This window comes from Serratia sp. OLAL2, from assembly GCF_002752475.1.
GTDB classification, from domain to species: Bacteria; Pseudomonadota; Gammaproteobacteria; order Enterobacterales; family Enterobacteriaceae; genus Serratia; species Serratia bockelmannii.
In genome coordinates, this window is the sequence record NZ_MSTL01000005.1 from 113,384 (window position 1) to 130,279 (window position 16,896).

14 protein-coding genes are annotated in these 16,896 nt (G+C 57.9%); 10 read left to right on the plus strand and 4 right to left on the minus strand.

Annotated elements, in window-relative coordinates; genetic code table 11:
* Positions 1-11: 11 nt before the first annotated feature.
* Entirely contained in the window at positions 12-2,174 is a 2,163-nt protein-coding gene (gene pta / locus BVU99_RS06215; protein WP_043140081.1) for a phosphate acetyltransferase, read from the minus strand.
* A 74-nt stretch (positions 2,175-2,248) separates the two neighbouring features.
* Entirely contained in the window at positions 2,249-3,451 is a 1,203-nt protein-coding gene (gene ackA, locus BVU99_RS06220) for an acetate kinase (protein WP_025303669.1), read from the minus strand.
* Between the two features lie 358 nt (positions 3,452-3,809).
* Between ackA and yfbV the strand changes: the two genes are divergently transcribed.
* The 4 genes from yfbV to BVU99_RS06240 all read left to right on the plus strand — a co-directional run bounded on the left by yfbV (position 3,810) and on the right by BVU99_RS06240 (position 7,507).
* Positions 3,810-4,265, plus strand: coding sequence for a terminus macrodomain insulation protein YfbV (yfbV, locus tag BVU99_RS06225; RefSeq protein WP_025303668.1), 456 nt, complete (start codon positions 3,810-3,812; stop codon positions 4,263-4,265).
* Positions 4,266-4,408: 143 nt separating this feature from the next.
* Positions 4,409-4,903 (plus strand): YfbU family protein, encoded by a 495-nt coding sequence (locus BVU99_RS06230; RefSeq protein ID WP_016926898.1) that lies wholly within the window; start codon positions 4,409-4,411, stop codon positions 4,901-4,903.
* 17 nt (positions 4,904-4,920) lie between these two features.
* On the plus strand, positions 4,921-5,577 hold the full coding sequence (locus tag BVU99_RS06235; RefSeq protein ID WP_049207312.1) for a sugar phosphatase: 657 nt from the start codon (positions 4,921-4,923) through the stop codon (positions 5,575-5,577).
* Between the two features lie 79 nt (positions 5,578-5,656).
* Entirely contained in the window at positions 5,657-7,507 is a 1,851-nt protein-coding gene (locus BVU99_RS06240; protein ID WP_072008257.1) for an SLC13 family permease, read from the plus strand.
* A 27-nt stretch (positions 7,508-7,534) separates the two neighbouring features.
* Here the strand turns inward: BVU99_RS06240 and yfbR are convergent, their stop codons facing one another.
* On the minus strand, positions 7,535-8,134 hold the full coding sequence (yfbR, locus tag BVU99_RS06245; protein ID WP_025303666.1) for a 5'-deoxynucleotidase: 600 nt from the start codon (positions 8,132-8,134) through the stop codon (positions 7,535-7,537).
* 107 nt (positions 8,135-8,241) lie between these two features.
* Positions 8,242-9,456, minus strand: a complete 1,215-nt coding sequence (locus tag BVU99_RS06250; RefSeq protein WP_025303665.1) for a pyridoxal phosphate-dependent aminotransferase — start codon at positions 9,454-9,456, stop codon at positions 8,242-8,244.
* Between the two features lie 856 nt (positions 9,457-10,312).
* On the opposite strand from BVU99_RS06250, the gene lrhA reads away from it, so the two are divergent.
* From lrhA to nuoF, 6 genes are all read left to right on the plus strand, one after another.
* Entirely contained in the window at positions 10,313-11,257 is a 945-nt protein-coding gene (lrhA, locus tag BVU99_RS06255; RefSeq protein WP_025303664.1) for a transcriptional regulator LrhA, read from the plus strand.
* A gap of 708 nt (positions 11,258-11,965) precedes the next feature.
* Entirely contained in the window at positions 11,966-12,403 is a 438-nt protein-coding gene (nuoA, locus tag BVU99_RS06260) for an NADH-quinone oxidoreductase subunit NuoA (protein WP_025303663.1), read from the plus strand.
* 15 nt (positions 12,404-12,418) lie between these two features.
* A complete protein-coding gene (locus tag BVU99_RS06265; protein ID WP_004936039.1) occupies positions 12,419-13,093 on the plus strand; it encodes an NADH-quinone oxidoreductase subunit B in 675 nt (224 codons plus the stop codon).
* 96 nt (positions 13,094-13,189) lie between these two features.
* Entirely contained in the window at positions 13,190-14,986 is a 1,797-nt protein-coding gene (nuoC, locus tag BVU99_RS06270) for an NADH-quinone oxidoreductase subunit C/D (RefSeq protein WP_025303662.1), read from the plus strand.
* Between the two features lie 2 nt (positions 14,987-14,988).
* The gene (gene nuoE / locus BVU99_RS06275) at positions 14,989-15,540 is read left to right on the plus strand and encodes an NADH-quinone oxidoreductase subunit NuoE (protein ID WP_004936034.1); all 552 of its coding nucleotides are present in this window, start codon (positions 14,989-14,991) and stop codon (positions 15,538-15,540) included.
* On the plus strand, positions 15,537-16,883 hold the full coding sequence (gene nuoF / locus BVU99_RS06280) for an NADH-quinone oxidoreductase subunit NuoF (protein ID WP_015378579.1): 1,347 nt from the start codon (positions 15,537-15,539) through the stop codon (positions 16,881-16,883). The genes nuoE and nuoF overlap by 4 nt, the downstream gene beginning before the upstream one ends.
* Positions 16,884-16,896: the final 13 nt, after the last annotated feature.

The following is a 16,896-nucleotide window of genomic DNA, read 5'->3' on the forward strand; positions in this document are numbered from 1 at the left end:
CCTGAAGAATATCAGGCCTTGGCGGCGGCAGCGTCAGCCTGGGAAGACTGGATCGCCGTCAGCGCGACGGTGTAGACGATATCGTCAACCAGTGCGCCGCGCGACAGGTCGTTCACCGGCTTGCGCATGCCTTGCAGCATCGGCCCGATGGAGACCAGGTCAGCGGAACGCTGTACCGCTTTGTAGGTGGTGTTGCCGGTGTTCAGATCCGGGAAGATGAACACGGTCGCCTGGCCGGCTACCGGTGAGTTCGGCGCCTTGGACTTGGCAACGTCGGCCATGATGGCGGCGTCGTACTGCAGTGGGCCGTCGATGATCAGATCCGGGCGTTTTTCCTGCGCCAGACGGGTCGCTTCGCGCACTTTCTCGACGTCGCTGCCCGCACCGGAGTTACCGGTGGAGTAGGAGATCATCGCTACGCGCGGCTCGATGCCGAAGGCCGCGGCGGAATCCGCAGACTGGATGGCGATTTCAGACAGCTGCTCGGCGGTCGGATCCGGGTTGATCGCGCAGTCGCCGTAGACCAGTACCTGGTCAGGCAACAGCATGAAGAACACGGAGGACACCAGCGAGCTGCCCGGTGCGGTTTTGATCAGCTGCAACGGCGGACGGATGGTGTTGGCGGTGGTGTGAACCGCGCCGGAGACCAGACCGTCGACTTCGCCTTGTTCCAGCATCAGGGTGCCGAGCACCACGTTGTCTTCCAGCTGCTCGCGCGCGACCACTTCGGTCATGCCCTTGCTCTTGCGCAGCTCAACCAGACGCGGCACGTAGTTTTCACGTACGGCGACCGGATCGACGATTTCGATGCCTTTGCCCAACTCAACGCCCTGCGCTGCCGCTACGCGCTGGATCTCGTCCGGGTTGCCGAGCAGCACGCATTCCGCGATGCCGCGTTCGGCACAGATGGCCGCCGCTTTCACGGTACGCGGCTCGTCGCCTTCCGGCAGCACGATGCGTTTGCCGGCTTTACGCGCCAGCTCGGTCAGCTCGTAACGGAACGCCGGTGGAGACAGGCGGCGTGAACGCTCGGAGGTGGCGGTCAGCGAGTCGATCCACTCGGTGTTGATGTGGCTGGCCACGTAGTTCTGCACTTTCTCGATGCGCTGGTGGTCGTCCGCCGGCACTTCGAGGTTGAAGCTCTGCAGGCTCAGCGAGGTTTGCCAGGTGTTGGTGTCAACCATGAACACCGGCAGGCCGGTTTGGAAGGCGCGTTCGCACAGCTTCTTGATCGGCTCGTCGATGGCGTAGCCGCCGGTCAGCAGGATGGCGCCGATTTCCACGCCGTTCATCGCCGCTAGGCAGGCGGAGACCAGCACGTCAGGACGGTCTGCGGAGGTCACCAGCAGAGAGCCTGGGCGGAAGTGTTCCAGCATGTGCGGGATGCTGCGCGCACAGAAGGTCACGGACTTCACGCGGCGGGTCATGATGTCGCCTTCGTTGACCACGCGGGCCTTCAGGTGGCGAGCCATGTCGATGGCGCGGGTGGCGATCAGATCGAAGCTCCACGGCACGCAGCCCAGAACCGGCAGCGGGCTGTTGGCGAACAGCTGCGCAGGATCGACGTGGGCGATGCTGGCTTTGGTGGAGTCGTCGAAGATTTCGGACAGGTCAGGACGGGTACGGCCCTGATCGTCGACCGGTGCGTTCAGCTTGTTGATGATAACGCCGGTGATGTTTTTGTTCTTGCTGCCGCCGAAGCTGGTGCGCGCCAGTTCGATGCGCTCTTTCAGCTGCGCCGGGGAGTCGTTGCCCAGCGCCAGCACGAAGACGATCTCGGCGTTCAGGGTTTTGGCGATCTCGTAGTTCAGCGCGTTGGCGAACTGGTGTTTGCGAGTCGGCACCAGGCCTTCGATCAGCACCACTTCCGCGTCTTTGGTGTTCTCGTGGTAACGCGCCACGATCTCTTCCATCAGCACGTCTTGCTGGTTGGAGCTCAGCAGGCCCTCAACGTAGTCCATGCGCAGCGGTTCGGCCGCCGTAATGGTGGAGTTGCTGCTGCGGATGATGGTGGTGGTCTGGTCGAGCGCGTTGTCGCCGGTGCGCGGTTGAGCGATAGGCTTGAACACGCTCAGACGAACGCCTTTTTGCTCCATGGAGCGGATGACACCCAGGCTGACGCTGGTCAGGCCGACGCTGGTGCCGGTGGGGATCAACATAATAGTACGTGACACAGAATAGTCCTCTTCACGATTAACATGAGGCTAAAACAACACCGTCAGCCTGGGCTGACGGTGTTTTGAGAGCATTACGCGGTCAGGCGGGATGCGTCCTGCGCGATGACCAACTCTTCGTTGGTCGGGATCACCAGCGCCAGGCGGCTGCCGTCTTTGGTGATGGCGCCGGATTTGCCGAAGCGAGCGGCCATGTTGCGGTCGTGGTCGATTTCGAAGCCCAGCAGGCCCAGTTTGTTCAGGGTCAGCTCACGCACCATGCCGGCGTTCTCGCCGATGCCGCCGGTGAAGATCACCGCGTCCAGACGGCCTTCCATCAGCGCGCTGTAGGCGCCGACGTATTTGGCCAGACGGTGGCAGAACACGTCCATGGCGCGTTTGGCGTCGGCTTTGCTGTCGTAGTTGTCTTCAACGTAACGGCAGTCGCTGGTGACTTCGGTCAGGCCCAGCAGGCCGGATTCTTTGGTCAGCATCTTGTTGATCTGGTCAACGCTCATGCCCAGAGAATCGTGCAGGTGGAAGATGATAGCCGGATCGATGTCACCGCTGCGGGTGCCCATCACCAGGCCTTCCAGCGGGGTCAGACCCATGGAGGTGTCAACGCACTGGCCGTTGCGCACTGCGGTGACGGAGCCGCCGTTGCCCAGGTGGCAAGTGATCACGTTCACTTCTTCTACCGGCTTGTTCAGCATCTTCGCGGCTTCTTGAGTCACGTAGAAGTGGCTGGTGCCGTGCGCGCCGTAGCGGCGAACGCCGTGGTCGCGGTACAGGCTGTACGGCAGGGCGTACAGGTAAGATTCTTCCGGCATAGTCTGGTGGAACGCGGTGTCGAACACGGCAACGTTCTTGTCGGCCAGGTTAGGGAAGGATTTCAGCGCTTCCGCGATGCCGATCAGGTGAGCTGGGTTGTGCAGTGGTGCAAACGGCACGGAATCTTTGATACCCTGCAGAACTTCGTCGTTGATCACGGCAGAAGCGGTGAACTTCTCGCCGCCGTGCACGATGCGGTGGCCGATAGCGGTCAGCTGCGCGGAAAGCTCTGGTTTTTGTGCCAGAATAGTATTAACAATGAAGTTCAGCGCTTCGCTGTGTGCAGCGCCGGCCCCCAGGGCAGCTTCGTGTTTGGCGCCGTCCATTTTCCACTTGATGCGAGCTTCAGGCAGGTGGAAACACTCGGCCAAACCGGAGAGGAATTCGTCGCCGTTAACGGCATCGATGATGGCGAATTTCAGAGAAGAACTGCCGCAGTTAAGAACCAGTACTAGCTTACTCGACATGGAAGTACCTACTTAAATAGTCGTGTTGTTAAAAGAAAATCGAACACACGTGGTGAATTAATCGTCAATCAGACAACAAGCGTAGCGCATAGTGCCGATGACATTTATGATTAACATCATGTGAAGTGCACAAATCACAGGATGATGGAAAAACCGATGATTTCTCTGCGGTTTAAATAATCTTGATTTTTATAGGGCTAAAAGTTGACAAAATTTACGTCATCTTCTACCGGCCACAAGGCCGGCTTAGGATACCGATAGCCCGGTGCAAACACAAAATAAATTTAAAGCTTCAAATTTTTTAGTATGGTCTCTGGCAGCACGCTTTTAGTTTCTTTACGTGACGTTGAGGTACGCAATGACGAGCAAACCGTCCGGTTCCGTAAGCTGGTTTCAGGTCTTCCAGCGCGGGCAGCATTATATGAAAACCTGGCCGTCGGACAAACGTCTGGCACCGGTCTTTCCGGAGAATCGCGTTGCGCGTGCCACCCGTTTCGCTATCCGTTTCATGCCGCCGTTGGCGATTTTCACGCTGACCTGGCAGATCGCGCTGGGCGGCCAGCTGGGCCCGGCGATCGCCACCGCGCTGTTCGCCTGCAGCCTGCCGATGCAGGGCTTGTGGTGGCTGGGGCGTCGTTCGGTCACGCCGCTGCCGCCGACGCTGCTGCAATGGTTCCATGAGGTGCGCAACAAGCTGACGGAAGCCGGGCAGGCGGTGGCGCCGCTCGAAGGCACGCCGACCTATCAGTCGTTGGCTGATTTGCTCAAGCGCGCCTTCAAGCAGCTGGACAAAACCTTCCTCGACGATCTGTAAATGAAAAAAGGCCGCGCTGATGCGGCCTTTCTCGTCAAAGCGGCAATAACCCCGGTTTAAATCAAAGAACGGTCGAGTTGTGATTTCCTGCGTTCTTGCGCTGTGCGATGCTCCCGCCATCACACAGAAATGAGGAAATCCTGATGGAAATGACCAACGCCCAGCGGCTGATCCTGTCGAACCAGTACAAGATGATGACCCTGCTCGATCCGGACAACGGCGACCGTTATCGCCGGTTGCAAACCATCGTCGAACGCGGCTTCGGTTTGCAAATGCGCGAACTGGATCGCGACTTCGGCGAACTGAGCGAAGAGGTGTGCCGCACCATCATCAACGTGATGGAGATGCACCATGCGCTGCAGGTTTCCTGGGGCAACCTGAAAGAGAAGCAGGATCTGGACGAGCGCCGCCTGGCGTTTCTCGGCTTCGACGCTGCTACCGAGGCGCGCTACCTGAGCTACGTGCGTTTCCTGGTCAGCACCGAGGGGCGTTATACTCACTTCGATTCCGGTAGCCACGGTTTTAACGCCCAGACCAAAATGTGGGAAAAGTACCAGCGTATGCTGGCGATCTGGCTGGCCTGTCCGCGCCAGTATCACTTGAGCGCCGTTGAGATAGCGCAAATCATCAATGCTTGATTAAGAAGAGGTTTTCTGTGGAGTGTAAGGGTTTTCTGTTCGATCTTGATGGCACCCTGGTGGATTCTCTGCCGGCGGTAGAGCGTGCCTGGACGCACTGGGCCGAGCGCCGCGGCGTCGATCCGCAAGCGGTGCTGGACTTCATTCACGGTAAACAGGCCATTACTTCTCTGCGCCACTTTATGCCGGACGAAAGCGAAGCGGAAATTCAGCGCGAGTTCCAACTGCTGGAGCAGGTGGAAGCGCAGGATACCGACGGCGTTCGCGCGCTGCCGGGCGCCATCGCGCTGCTGGAGCGCCTGAACGCGCTCGGCATCCCTTGGGCGATCGTCACCTCCGGTTCGGTGCCAGTGGCCGGCGCTCGCCGCCAGGCCGGCGGTTTGCCGCAGCCGGCGGTGTTCATCACCGCCGAGCAGGTTAAACACGGTAAGCCACAGCCCGATGCCTACCTGCTGGGCGCCGAGCGCCTGGGGCTGGCGCCGCACGAGTGCGTGGTGGTTGAAGACGCGCCGGCCGGCATTCTTTCGGGTCTGGCTGCGGGCTGTCAGGTGATTGCGGTCAACGCCCCGGCCGATGCGCCGAAGCTGGAGCAGGTCGACCTGCGGCTGGATTCGCTGGCGCAGATCGCCGTCGATAAAACGGCGCAGGGCGCGATCGTTCGCCGGCTGGCCTGAGTGGCATTATCTTCACCCTAATTGATTAGACCCCGCTTCGGCGGGGTTTTTTTATGCTATTTTTTAGACCTTTGGACATTTGCCGGATGAGGCCGTTTTGAACAGCGAATTACTGTGGGTGCTGAGTTTACTGCTGATTGCCATCGTGCTGTTTACCACCAACAAGCTGCGGATGGACGTGGTGGCGCTGTTGGTGATTATCGCCTTCGTGCTGAGCGGCACGCTCAGCCTGCAGGAAGCGACGGTCGGTTTCAGCGATCCCAACGTGATTTTGATCGCCGCACTGTTCGTGATCGGCGAAGGGCTGGTGCGCACCGGCGTGGCCTATCAGGTGGGCGACTGGCTGGTGAAAGTGGCCGGCAGCAGCGAAACCAAAATGTTGATGCTGCTGATGGTGACGGTCGCCGGGCTGGGCGCGTTCATGAGCTCGACCGGCGTGGTGGCGATTTTTATCCCGGTGGTGCTCAGCGTGACGGCCAGAATGAAGATCGCGCCGGGGCGGCTGATGATGCCGCTCAGCTTCGCCGGGCTGATCAGCGGCATGATGACGCTGGTGGCCACGCCGCCCAACATGGTGGTCAACAGCGAACTGGTGCGGGAAGGCATCCATGGTTTCGGTTTCTTCAGCGTGACGCCCATTGGCCTGGTGGTGCTGGCGCTGGGCGTCGGCTACATGCTGATCGCCCGGCGTTGGCTGGGCAGCGGTGACACCGGCAAAGCCGGCGATGACTGGCAGCGTCGCACCTTCCGCGACCTGATCCGTGATTACAAGCTGACCGGCCGCGCGCGGCGGCTGGCTGTCCGCAGCGCTTCGCCGCTGATCGGACGTTCGCTGGATGAACTGCACCTGCGTGCGCGCTATGGTGCCAACGTGGTGGGCATCGAGCGCTGGAAACGCTTCCGGCGGGTGATGGTCAGCGCCTCCGGTAGCACCGAGCTGCGCGAGGGCGACGTCCTCTTGATCGACATGTCGGACAGCCAGGTCGATCTGCGCGAATTCTGCGGCGAGCAGCGGCTGGAGCCGATGGTGCTGCGCGGCGATTACTTCTCTGAACAGTCGCGCAACGTCGGCATGGCCGAAGTGTCGCTGATCCCGGACTCGGCGCTGCTGGGCAAAAGCCTGCGTGAAGCAGCGTTCCGCAGCCGCTACGATCTGAATGTGGTGGGCATCCGCCGCCACGGCGAGACTCTGAGCGGCAAGCTGGTGGACGAGCCGCTGGAGCTGGGCGACATTTTGCTGGTGATCGGCGACTGGAAGGCGATTCGTCAGCTGCAGGCCAAAACCCACGACTTTATCGTGCTCAACCTGCCGGCCGAAGTGGACGAAGTGGCGCCGGCCATCACCCAGGCGCCGCACGCGCTGTTTTGCCTGGCGTTGATGGTGGCGATGATGCTGACCGACGAAATCCCCAACCCGATCGCGGCGTTGATCGCCTGCCTGCTGATGGGCAAGTTCCGCTGTATCGACATGGAGAGCGCCTATAAATCGATCCATTGGCCGAGCATCATTTTGATCGTCGGCATGATGCCGTTCGCGCAGGCGCTGCAAAAGACCGGCGGCGTGGATCTGATCGTTCGCGGGCTGATGGACGTCGCCGGCGGCGCGGGGCCGCGCGTGATGCTGCTGTGCCTGTTCGTCTTGTGCGCCACCATTGGCCTGTTTATTTCCAATACCGCGACGGCGGTGCTGATGGCGCCGATCGCCATTGCCGCCGCGCGCGAAATGGGCGTCTCGCCATACCCGTTCGCGATGATTATCGCCATCGCCGCGTCCGCCGCCTTTATGACGCCGGTCTCTTCACCGGTCAACACGCTGGTGCTGGGGCCGGGCAATTACAAGTTCGGCGATTTCGTGCGTCTCGGCGTGCCGTTCACCCTGTTGGTGATGGCGGTCAGCGTGATTGTGGTGCCGTGGCTCTACGGTTTTTAACGGCGCAGCGAGGCTGCGCCGGTGGGGTTACAGCGAGCTGTCGAGGCTGATTTCGTCCAATGACAGGCTGAAACTGGGAATGAACACGTCCATAAAGTAGTCCATTTCCGGGCTGCGGCGCTGTTCCAGGGTTTTATCCAGCCGCGCCTTGGCCAGGGTAAATTCATTGTTGCCGGCAGAGAGTTCCTCCAGACATTTCAGGTAGGCGCACAGCGCGTCTGCCTGCTTCACTACCTGCTTTTCATCTTCGCTGTAGTAGTGCTCATCGAGAATGGTGCGGAAATCGTTGCGCAGCTCAGCGGGGATCATGTCCAGCAGCTTTTGCTGGGCGATCTTTTCGATCTTCTTGTATTCATGGGCGATCTGCGGATTGTAGTACTTGATCGGCGTCGGCATGTCGCCGGTGATCACTTCGCTGGCGTCGTGATACATCGCTAACAGCGCAACACGGTCGGCATTGAGGTTGCCGTTGAATTTGCGGTTCTTGATCACCGCCAACGCGTGGGCGACGAAAGCCACCTGCAGACTGTGTTCGGAGACGTTCTCGGTACGCACGTTGCGCATCAGTGGCCAGCGGTTGATCAGTTTCAGGCGGGACAGATGGGCGAAGAAATGGCTCTGGCTCATGGTGCTCTCTTTAACGGCAAGTGAGGGCCCCATTGTGAAGCAGTGACGGCGAATTTTGCAACCGGGCAATAAGAGAAGGGCGCAGCAAGGCGCTGCGCCCCAGGCGATTACTGGTGGTAACCTTCAAGGAAGCGGCCCAGCTTGCCGACCGCCATTTCCAGTTCGTCTACGCGCGGCAGGGTGACGATGCGCACGTGATCCGGGTAAGGCCAGTTGAACGCCGAACCTTGCACCAGCAGCACTTTTTCCTGTAGCAACAGATCCAGCACCAGCTTCTGGTCGTCGTGGATGTTGAAGCGTTTGGCATCGATGCGCGGGAACATGTACAACGCGCCCTGCGGCTTCACGCAAGAGACGCCCGGGATGTCGTTGAGCAATTCCCAGGTGCGGTTGCGTTGTTCGTACAGGCGGCCGCCGGGCTGAATGAATTCGCTGATGCTCTGATAACCGCCCAGCGCGGTCTGAATGGCGTGCTGCATCGGCACGTTGGCGCACAGGCGCATCGAAGCCAGCATCTCCAGCCCTTCGATATAGCCTTTGGCGTGCTTCTTCGGCCCGTTCAGCACCATCCAGCCCTGGCGGAAGCCCGCCACGCGGTAGGTTTTCGACAGGCCGTTGAAGGTCACGGTCAGCAGATCTGGCGCCAGTGCGGCGATCGAGTGGTGTTCGGCGTCGTCGTACAGGATCTTGTCGTAGATCTCGTCGGCGAAGATGATCAGGTTGTGTTGACGGGCGATCTCGACGATCTGTTCCAACAGCGCTTTGCTGTAAACCGCGCCGGTCGGGTTGTTTGGGTTGATGATCACGATACCGCGGGTGCGTGGGGTGATCTTGCTGATGATATCGTCCAGATCCGGGAACCAGCCGGCCTGCTCATCGCACAGGTAGTGCACGGCCTTGCCGCCGGACAGCGATACCGCAGCGGTCCACAGCGGGTAGTCCGGCGCCGGTACCAGCATTTCGTCGCCGCTGTTGAGCAGCGCCTGCATGGATTGGACGATCAGCTCAGAGACGCCATTGCCAATGTAGATATCCTCAACGGTCACGTCACGCATGTTGCGCGCCTGATAGTGCTGCATGATCGCTTTACGCGCCGAGAAGAGGCCCTTGGAGTCGGAGTAGCCTTGCGCCGTGGGCAGATTGCGGATCACGTCGACCAGGATTTCGTCCGGGGCGTCGAAACCGAACGGGGCAGGGTTGCCGATGTTCAGTTTCAGGACTTTGTTGCCTTCTTCTTCAAGACGTTTAGCTTCTTTAAGCACCGGGCCGCGAATGTCATAGCAGACGTTGTCCAGTTTGCTGGATTTCTCAATGGGGGACATAAAAAGTTGAGCCTTTTGCTGGGATAGGGGCGCTCCTACCGTGGGACGCCGCAACCCGCCCAATGTACTCCTGGCGTAGTTGCTTTTGAAGGGTTTTGCACGCCTTTGGTGCAAATGCATGTCGTAACGGGGGATTTTAGTTATGATAAGCAAAGGTAAAGTTATTTTGTGGTTCATAATTTCATGAACTATAATTTTACTAGGGTTTTGTTCTGTTAAATCAAGCGTCGATAAACGAGACGTGCCGGCGATCGCGGCCGGCAGCAGTGAACTGATAAGCCGAAAGGGAGAATAGGCTTCAATAAACTGTAAAGGAACGATAATACCGGAGTAGTCTGATAGCGGGGTGTCGGTTCGCGCACCACACTAAGGAAAATGACATATTTACATTAGCTTTACTTTATATTTTACCTTAAGCATTGTTTATGTGGTTATAAGATTATTATTTAAAGCAAAAATCTTAATGATTGAATTTATTAAATTCATTGAGTAGTCACACGAAGTCGGTACCGTTAATTATTTATCTTTTTTGCTCTGGAATGCAGTCTGAAGGCCGGTTGATAAGGGTTCTCAGTAGCACGAATGGAGTGGAAATTAGGCAGTATGAATGAGTAAAATCTCAGGTTCGGTGGGGGTTTTCCCTTTTCACCGGTATTCAGTCCCCCGCGTTCTATAAGCACCATCGATAGATCGCATTTTAAAAAGCGATAGAGGTAACGAATCATAAGTAATTTTTTTGCCCTCCACTTATGAGTGGGGTACTGTCATAACAGGCGCCGTCCTTTTCAACGGCGTCTGAGAAACACACCAGGGTAGTAGTTCGTAAATTAGAATTTAAAAAAGTGAAGAATACACTATGACAACTGCAAATCGTCCGATACTTAATCTCGACCTCGATCTGCTAAGAACCTTTGTTGCGGTTGCTGATTTGAATACCTTCGCCGCGGCGGCTGTTGCCGTTTGCCGTACTCAATCAGCCGTCAGTCAACAAATGCAGCGATTAGAGCAACTGGTCGGCAAAGAACTGTTTGCCCGCCATGGGCGCAACAAACTCCTGACTGAGCATGGTATTCAGCTTCTCGGTTATGCCAGGAAGATCCTGCGCTTTAACGACGAAGCCTGTACCTCGCTGATGTACAACAATATAAAAGGTGTTCTGACCATCGGTGCTTCCGACGACACCGCCGATACCATTCTGCCTTTCCTGTTGAACCGCGTGACTGCCATCTATCCGAAGCTGGCCATTGACGTGCGCGTAAAGCGCAGTACGACGATGGTCGATCTGCTGGAAGAGGGCGAGATCGATCTGGCGGTGACCACGGCGGATCCGGCCGGGCACCCGCACATCGTGCTGCGCACGTCGCCGACGCTGTGGTATTGCGCCGCCGATTATCACTATCAGGCCGGCGAACCGATCCCGCTGGTGGTAATGGATGAGCCAAGTCCGTTCCGCGCGCTGGCGATTAAACAGTTGGACGAAGCCGGTATTCCGTGGCGTATCGCCTACGTCGCCTCCACGCTGTCCGCGGTGCGGGCGGCCTGTAAAGCCGGCCTGGGCGTGACCGCACGGCCGATCGAGATGATGAGCCCCGATCTGCGGGTGCTGGGCGCGGTGGAAGGTTTGCCGCCGCTGCCGGATACCCAGTATGCGCTGTGCAAAAACGCGCAGTGCAGCAACGAGCTGGCGATGGCCATCTTCAGCGCGATGCAGGGCGGCAATGACGGCTATGGCTTCAACGGTGCGGAAGGCGGTCTCCAGAGCGATCAGGATGACGCCAGCCTGGTGGACGAAGAAGAATAACGTCGCGGCGTGATATCTGATGAAAAACCTCTGCTTCGGCGGAGGTTTTTTTTGCCCTTTTTTTACCTAAAAATTTATTTATATGTATTTGGCTTGTATTTTCAATTGAATTGGCTGTTTTGTTAACTTTTAAGCGTTAATGAAAAGAGAGTTTGGCCGGGTTTAATACGCTAAGTTCGTTTTTTGAGCAATAAGATTGAATGGGTTAAAGGCATGGTAATAGCAGGGGTATTTTGTTAGCTTATAGCGGCCGTTTTTGCGGCTCAATTTGAGGAAAATTGTTAAAGGGCCACACTTTTTTTGAGGATTTATGCTGAAAACGTGTCCTGGATCAAAAAAATACCCCTAGGTAGTGAGTGGAAGAACAGGGAATTCCTGAGACAATGGTATAGTAAAACTGAAATGTGCATGTTGGTTTATATCTATCTGTTTCTACACAAAAATTAACTGACACGATTTAGCCTGTCCCTGGCGCATCAAATGTTAATCAAATGATACGTATGTAAACTAGTGTGTAGATACTTTTGTCAAAGTTGACAAAAGGTTATAGAAAGGAGTAAAAAGCCCACAGAAAAACGCTGCCTAACTCGCTGTAAAAGCAGTTTGTTTGTGTGGTTATTTATCCTTCCCTTAAATCGATGTGGCGCACTAACTGCCGGTGACAAGAGCAGTGCGATCGACGCCACTTTTGATGAGTAAGCATAGAGTATGTCAACAACCACTGAAGTTATCGCTCATCACTGGGCGCTCGCCGTATTTCTCGTTGTGGCTATCGGGCTCTGCGGCTTAATGCTGCTGGGCGCGTTCTTCTTGGGCGGGAGAGCCCGGGCGCGCGCCAAACACACCCCGTTTGAATCAGGCATCGACTCGGTCGGCACGGCGCGCATGCGCTTGTCCGCCAAGTTCTACCTGGTGGCCATGTTCTTCGTTATTTTCGACGTTGAAGCCTTATACCTGTATGCCTGGTCGGTCTCGGTTCGCGAGAGCGGTTGGGTAGGCTTTATCGAAGCCGCCATTTTCATTTTGGTGCTATTGGCCGGTCTGGTTTATCTGGTGCGCATCGGCGCGTTGGATTGGACTCCGGCGCGTTCCCAACGCCGCAGCAAACCGAGCACGATCACTAACACCAACAGTCATCCGCAGTAACAGCGAGGCATTAAGATGGACTATACGCTCACCCGCATAGACCCGAACGGTGAGAACGACCGTTATCCCCTGCAAAAACAGGAGATCGTCGCCGATCCCCTGGAACAACAGGTCCACCGCACGGTTTACATGGGTAAACTCGAACATGCGCTGCATGACATGGTGAACTGGGGGCGTAAAAACTCTATTTGGCCGTATAACTTCGGCCTTTCGTGCTGTTACGTGGAGATGGTGACGTCGTTTACCGCCGTTCACGACGTGGCGCGTTTCGGTGCGGAAGTGTTGCGCGCCTCCCCGCGTCAGGCTGACCTGATGGTGGTGGCCGGTACCTGTTTCACCAAGATGGCCCCGGTCATCCAGCGCCTGTACGAGCAGATGCTGGAACCGAAGTGGGTGATCTCGATGGGCGCCTGCGCCAACTCCGGTGGTATGTACGACATCTATTCCGTGGTGCAGGGCGTGGACAAGTTCCTGCCGGTCGACGTGTACATTCCCGGCTGCCCACCGCGTCCGGAAGCCTACATGCAAGCGCTGATGCTGCTGCAGGAATCTATCGGCAAAGAACGTCGCCCGCTGTCGTGGGTTGTCGGCGATCAGGGCGTTTACCGCGCCAATATGCAGTCTGAAAGAGAGCGTAAACACGGCGAGCGCATCGCGGTGACCAACCTCCGGACGCCTGACGAGATTTAAGACGTTCATTTAACGTCCATCTTAGTGCGCTATTGGTTAACACAGCGAAAAGTGAAACTTGCGGCGAATAACCCTTTAGTGTGGTGAAAAAAAATTATGACAGATTTGACGACGCACGACGCCTTGCCTGCCTGGCAGACCCGAGATCACCTTGACGACCCGGTGATCGGCGAACTGCGCAACCGTTTTGGGCCGGAAGCCTTTACTGTTCAGGCCACCCGTACCGGCATGCCCGTGGTATGGGTTAAACCTGACCAGTTACTGGAAGTAATGACGTTCCTGAGAAAACAGCCGAAGCCGTATGTCATGCTGTTCGATCTGCATGGCGTGGACGAACGTCTTCGCACCCACCGCGACGGCCTGCCCGCTGCGGATTTCTCCGTTTTCTACCATCTGATTTCCATCGAGCGCAACCGCGACATCATGCTGAAGGTGGCGCTGTCTGAAAAAGACCTGCACGTGCCCACGGCGACCAAGGTATTCCCGAACGCCAACTGGTATGAGCGCGAAACCTGGGAAATGTTCGGCATCACCTTCGACGGCCACCCGCACCTGTCGCGCATCATGATGCCGCAGACCTGGGAAGGGCACCCGCTGCGCAAGGACTACCCGGCGCGCGCCACCGAATTCGATCCTTTCGTGCTGACCAAGCAGAAAGAAGATCTGGAGATGGAAGCGCTGACCTTCAAGCCGGAAGACTGGGGCATGAAGCGCGGCACCGAGAACGAAGACTTCATGTTCCTCAACCTCGGCCCGAACCACCCGTCTGCGCACGGTGCGTTCCGCATCATTCTGCAGCTGGACGGCGAAGAGATCGTCGACTGCGTGCCGGACATCGGTTATCACCACCGCGGCGCCGAGAAGATGGGCGAGCGTCAATCCTGGCACAGCTACATTCCGTACACCGACCGCATCGAGTATCTCGGCGGCTGCGTGAACGAAATGCCTTACGTGCTGGCGGTCGAGAAGCTGGCCGGTATTAAGGTGCCTGAGCGCGTCGACACTATCCGCGTGATGCTGTCCGAGCTGTTCCGTATCAACAGCCACCTGCTGTATATCTCCACCTTCATTCAGGACGTCGGCGCGATGACCCCGGTGTTCTTCGCCTTTACCGACCGTCAGAAAATCTACGATCTGGTGGAAGCGATTACCGGCTTCCGTATGCACCCGGCCTGGTTCCGCATCGGCGGCGTCGCGCACGATCTGCCGCGCGGTTGGGATCGCCTGCTGCGTGAATTCCTCGACTGGATGCCGAAACGTCTGGATTCTTACGTGAAAGCGGCGCTGAAGAACAGCATCCTGAAAGGCCGTTCCATCGGCGTAGCGTCTTACAACGCCAAGGAAGCGCTGGAGTGGGGTGTGACCGGTGCCGGCCTGCGTGCTACCGGCGTTGAGTTCGACGTGCGTAAATGGCGTCCTTACTCCGGCTATGAGAACTTCGACTTCGAAGTGCCAGTGGGCGACGGCAACAGCGACTGCTACACCCGCGTGATGCTGAAGGTGGAAGAGCTGCGCCAGAGCCTGCGCATCCTCGAACAGTGCCTGAACAACATGCCGGAAGGCCCGTTCAAGGCCGATCACCCGCTGACCACGCCGCCGCCGAAAGAGCGCACGCTGCAGCACATTGAAACGCTGATCACCCACTTCCTGCAGGTTTCCTGGGGCCCGGTGATGCCAGCCAACGAATCATTCCAGATGATTGAAGCCACCAAAGGGATCAACAGCTACTACCTGACCAGCGACGGCAGCACCATGAGCTACCGCACCCGGGTACGTACGCCGAGCTTTGCGCACCTGCAGCAGATCCCATCGGTCATCCGAGGCAGCCTGGTTTCCGACCTGATCGTCTATCTGGGTAGTATCGATTTTGTAATGTCAGATGTGGACCGCTAACTATGCATGATCAAAAAGACAATCACGCAGTCAACGATGCGCTCGAGCCCATCAATGCAGCCGCTCCTCAGAGCGGCGTTGATGCATTTGTACTGAGCGCGGAAGAACGTGATGCGATCGAGCACGAAAAGCACCATTACGAGGATCCGCGCGCCGCTTCCATCGAAGCACTGAAAATTGTGCAGAAGCAGCGCGGCTGGGTTCCGGACGGTGCGATTTACGCCATCGCGGAAGTGCTGGGCATCCCCGCCAGCGACGTAGAAGGCGTGGCCACGTTCTACAGCCAGATTTTCCGTCAGCCAGTAGGACGTCACGTGATCCGTTATTGTGACAGCGTTGTTTGTCACATCACCGGTTACCAGGGCATTCAGGCCGCTATCGAGAAGAAGCTGAACATCAAGCCGGGTCAAACCACTTTTGATGGCCGCTTCACGCTGCTGCCGACCTGCTGTCTGGGCAACTGCGATAAAGGGCCGACCATGATGATTGATGAGGACACTCACAGTCAGTTGAAGCCTGAAGATATCGAGACGCTACTGGAGCAGTATCAATGACCAAGCACATTGTACGCACTCCCGAAACGCATCCGCTGACCTGGCGTCTGCGCGATGACAAGCAGCCGCTGTGGCTGGACGAATACCGCAGCAAAAACGGCTATGCCGGCGCAGAGAAGGCCCTCAAAGGCCTGGCCCCGGACGAGATCGTCGGCTTGGTGAAAGATTCCGGGCTGAAGGGCCGCGGCGGCGCGGGCTTCTCCACCGGTTTGAAGTGGAGCCTGATGCCGAAGGACGAATCCATGAACATCCGTTACCTGCTGTGTAACGCCGATGAGATGGAGCCGGGCACCTATAAAGACCGCCTGCTGATGGAGCAGCTGCCGCACCTGTTGGTGGAAGGCATGCTGATCTCCGCGTTCGCGCTGAAAGCCTATCGCGGGTACATCTTCCTGCGCGGCGAGTACATCGAAGCGGCGGCGCACCTGCGTCGCGCCATCGCGGAAGCCACCGAAGCCGGCTATCTGGGCAAGAACATTCTCGGCACCGGGTTTGATTTCGAGCTGATTGTGCACACCGGCGCCGGCCGTTACATCTGCGGCGAAGAGACCGCGCTGATCAACTCGCTGGAAGGCCGCCGCGCCAACCCGCGCTCCAAGCCGCCATTCCCGGCCAGCGCCGGCGTCTGGGGCAAGCCGACCTGCGTCAACAACGTCGAAACGCTGTGCAACGTGCCGGCCATTTTGGCGAACGGCGTGGAGTGGTACACCGGCATCTCCGGTAGTGAAGACAAAGGCACCAAGCTGATGGGCTTCTCCGGCCGGGTGAAAAATCCGGGCGTCTGGGAGCTGCCGTTCGGTACCACCGCGCGCGAGATCCTGGAAGACTACGCCGGCGGCATGCGCGACGGTCTGCGTTTCAAAGCCTGGCAGCCGGGCGGCGCGGGCACCGACTTCCTGACCGCCGATCACCTCGACCTGCCGATGGAATACGGCGCGATCGGCAAAGCCGGCAGCCGTCTCGGCACCGCGCTGGCGATGGCGGTAGACCACGAGATCGGCATGGTGCCGCTGGTGCGTAACCTGGAAGAGTTCTTCGCCCGCGAGTCCTGCGGCTGGTGTACGCCATGCCGCGACGGCCTGCCGTGGAGCGTGAAGATCCTGCGTGCGTTGGAAAACGGCGAAGGGCAGCCGGGGGATATCGAAACCCTCGAACAGCTGTGCCGCTCCCTCGGCCCGGGCAAAACCTTCTGCGCCCACGCGCCAGGTGCCGTAGAGCCACTGCAAAGCGCGATTAAATATTTCCGTGAAGAGTTCGAGGCGGGTATCGCCGTGCAGCACTTCGGCAACGCCCATGCGATTGGCGGCATTCAGCCGAACAATCTGCTGAAGCAGCGCTGGTAAGCCGAACTCGCCC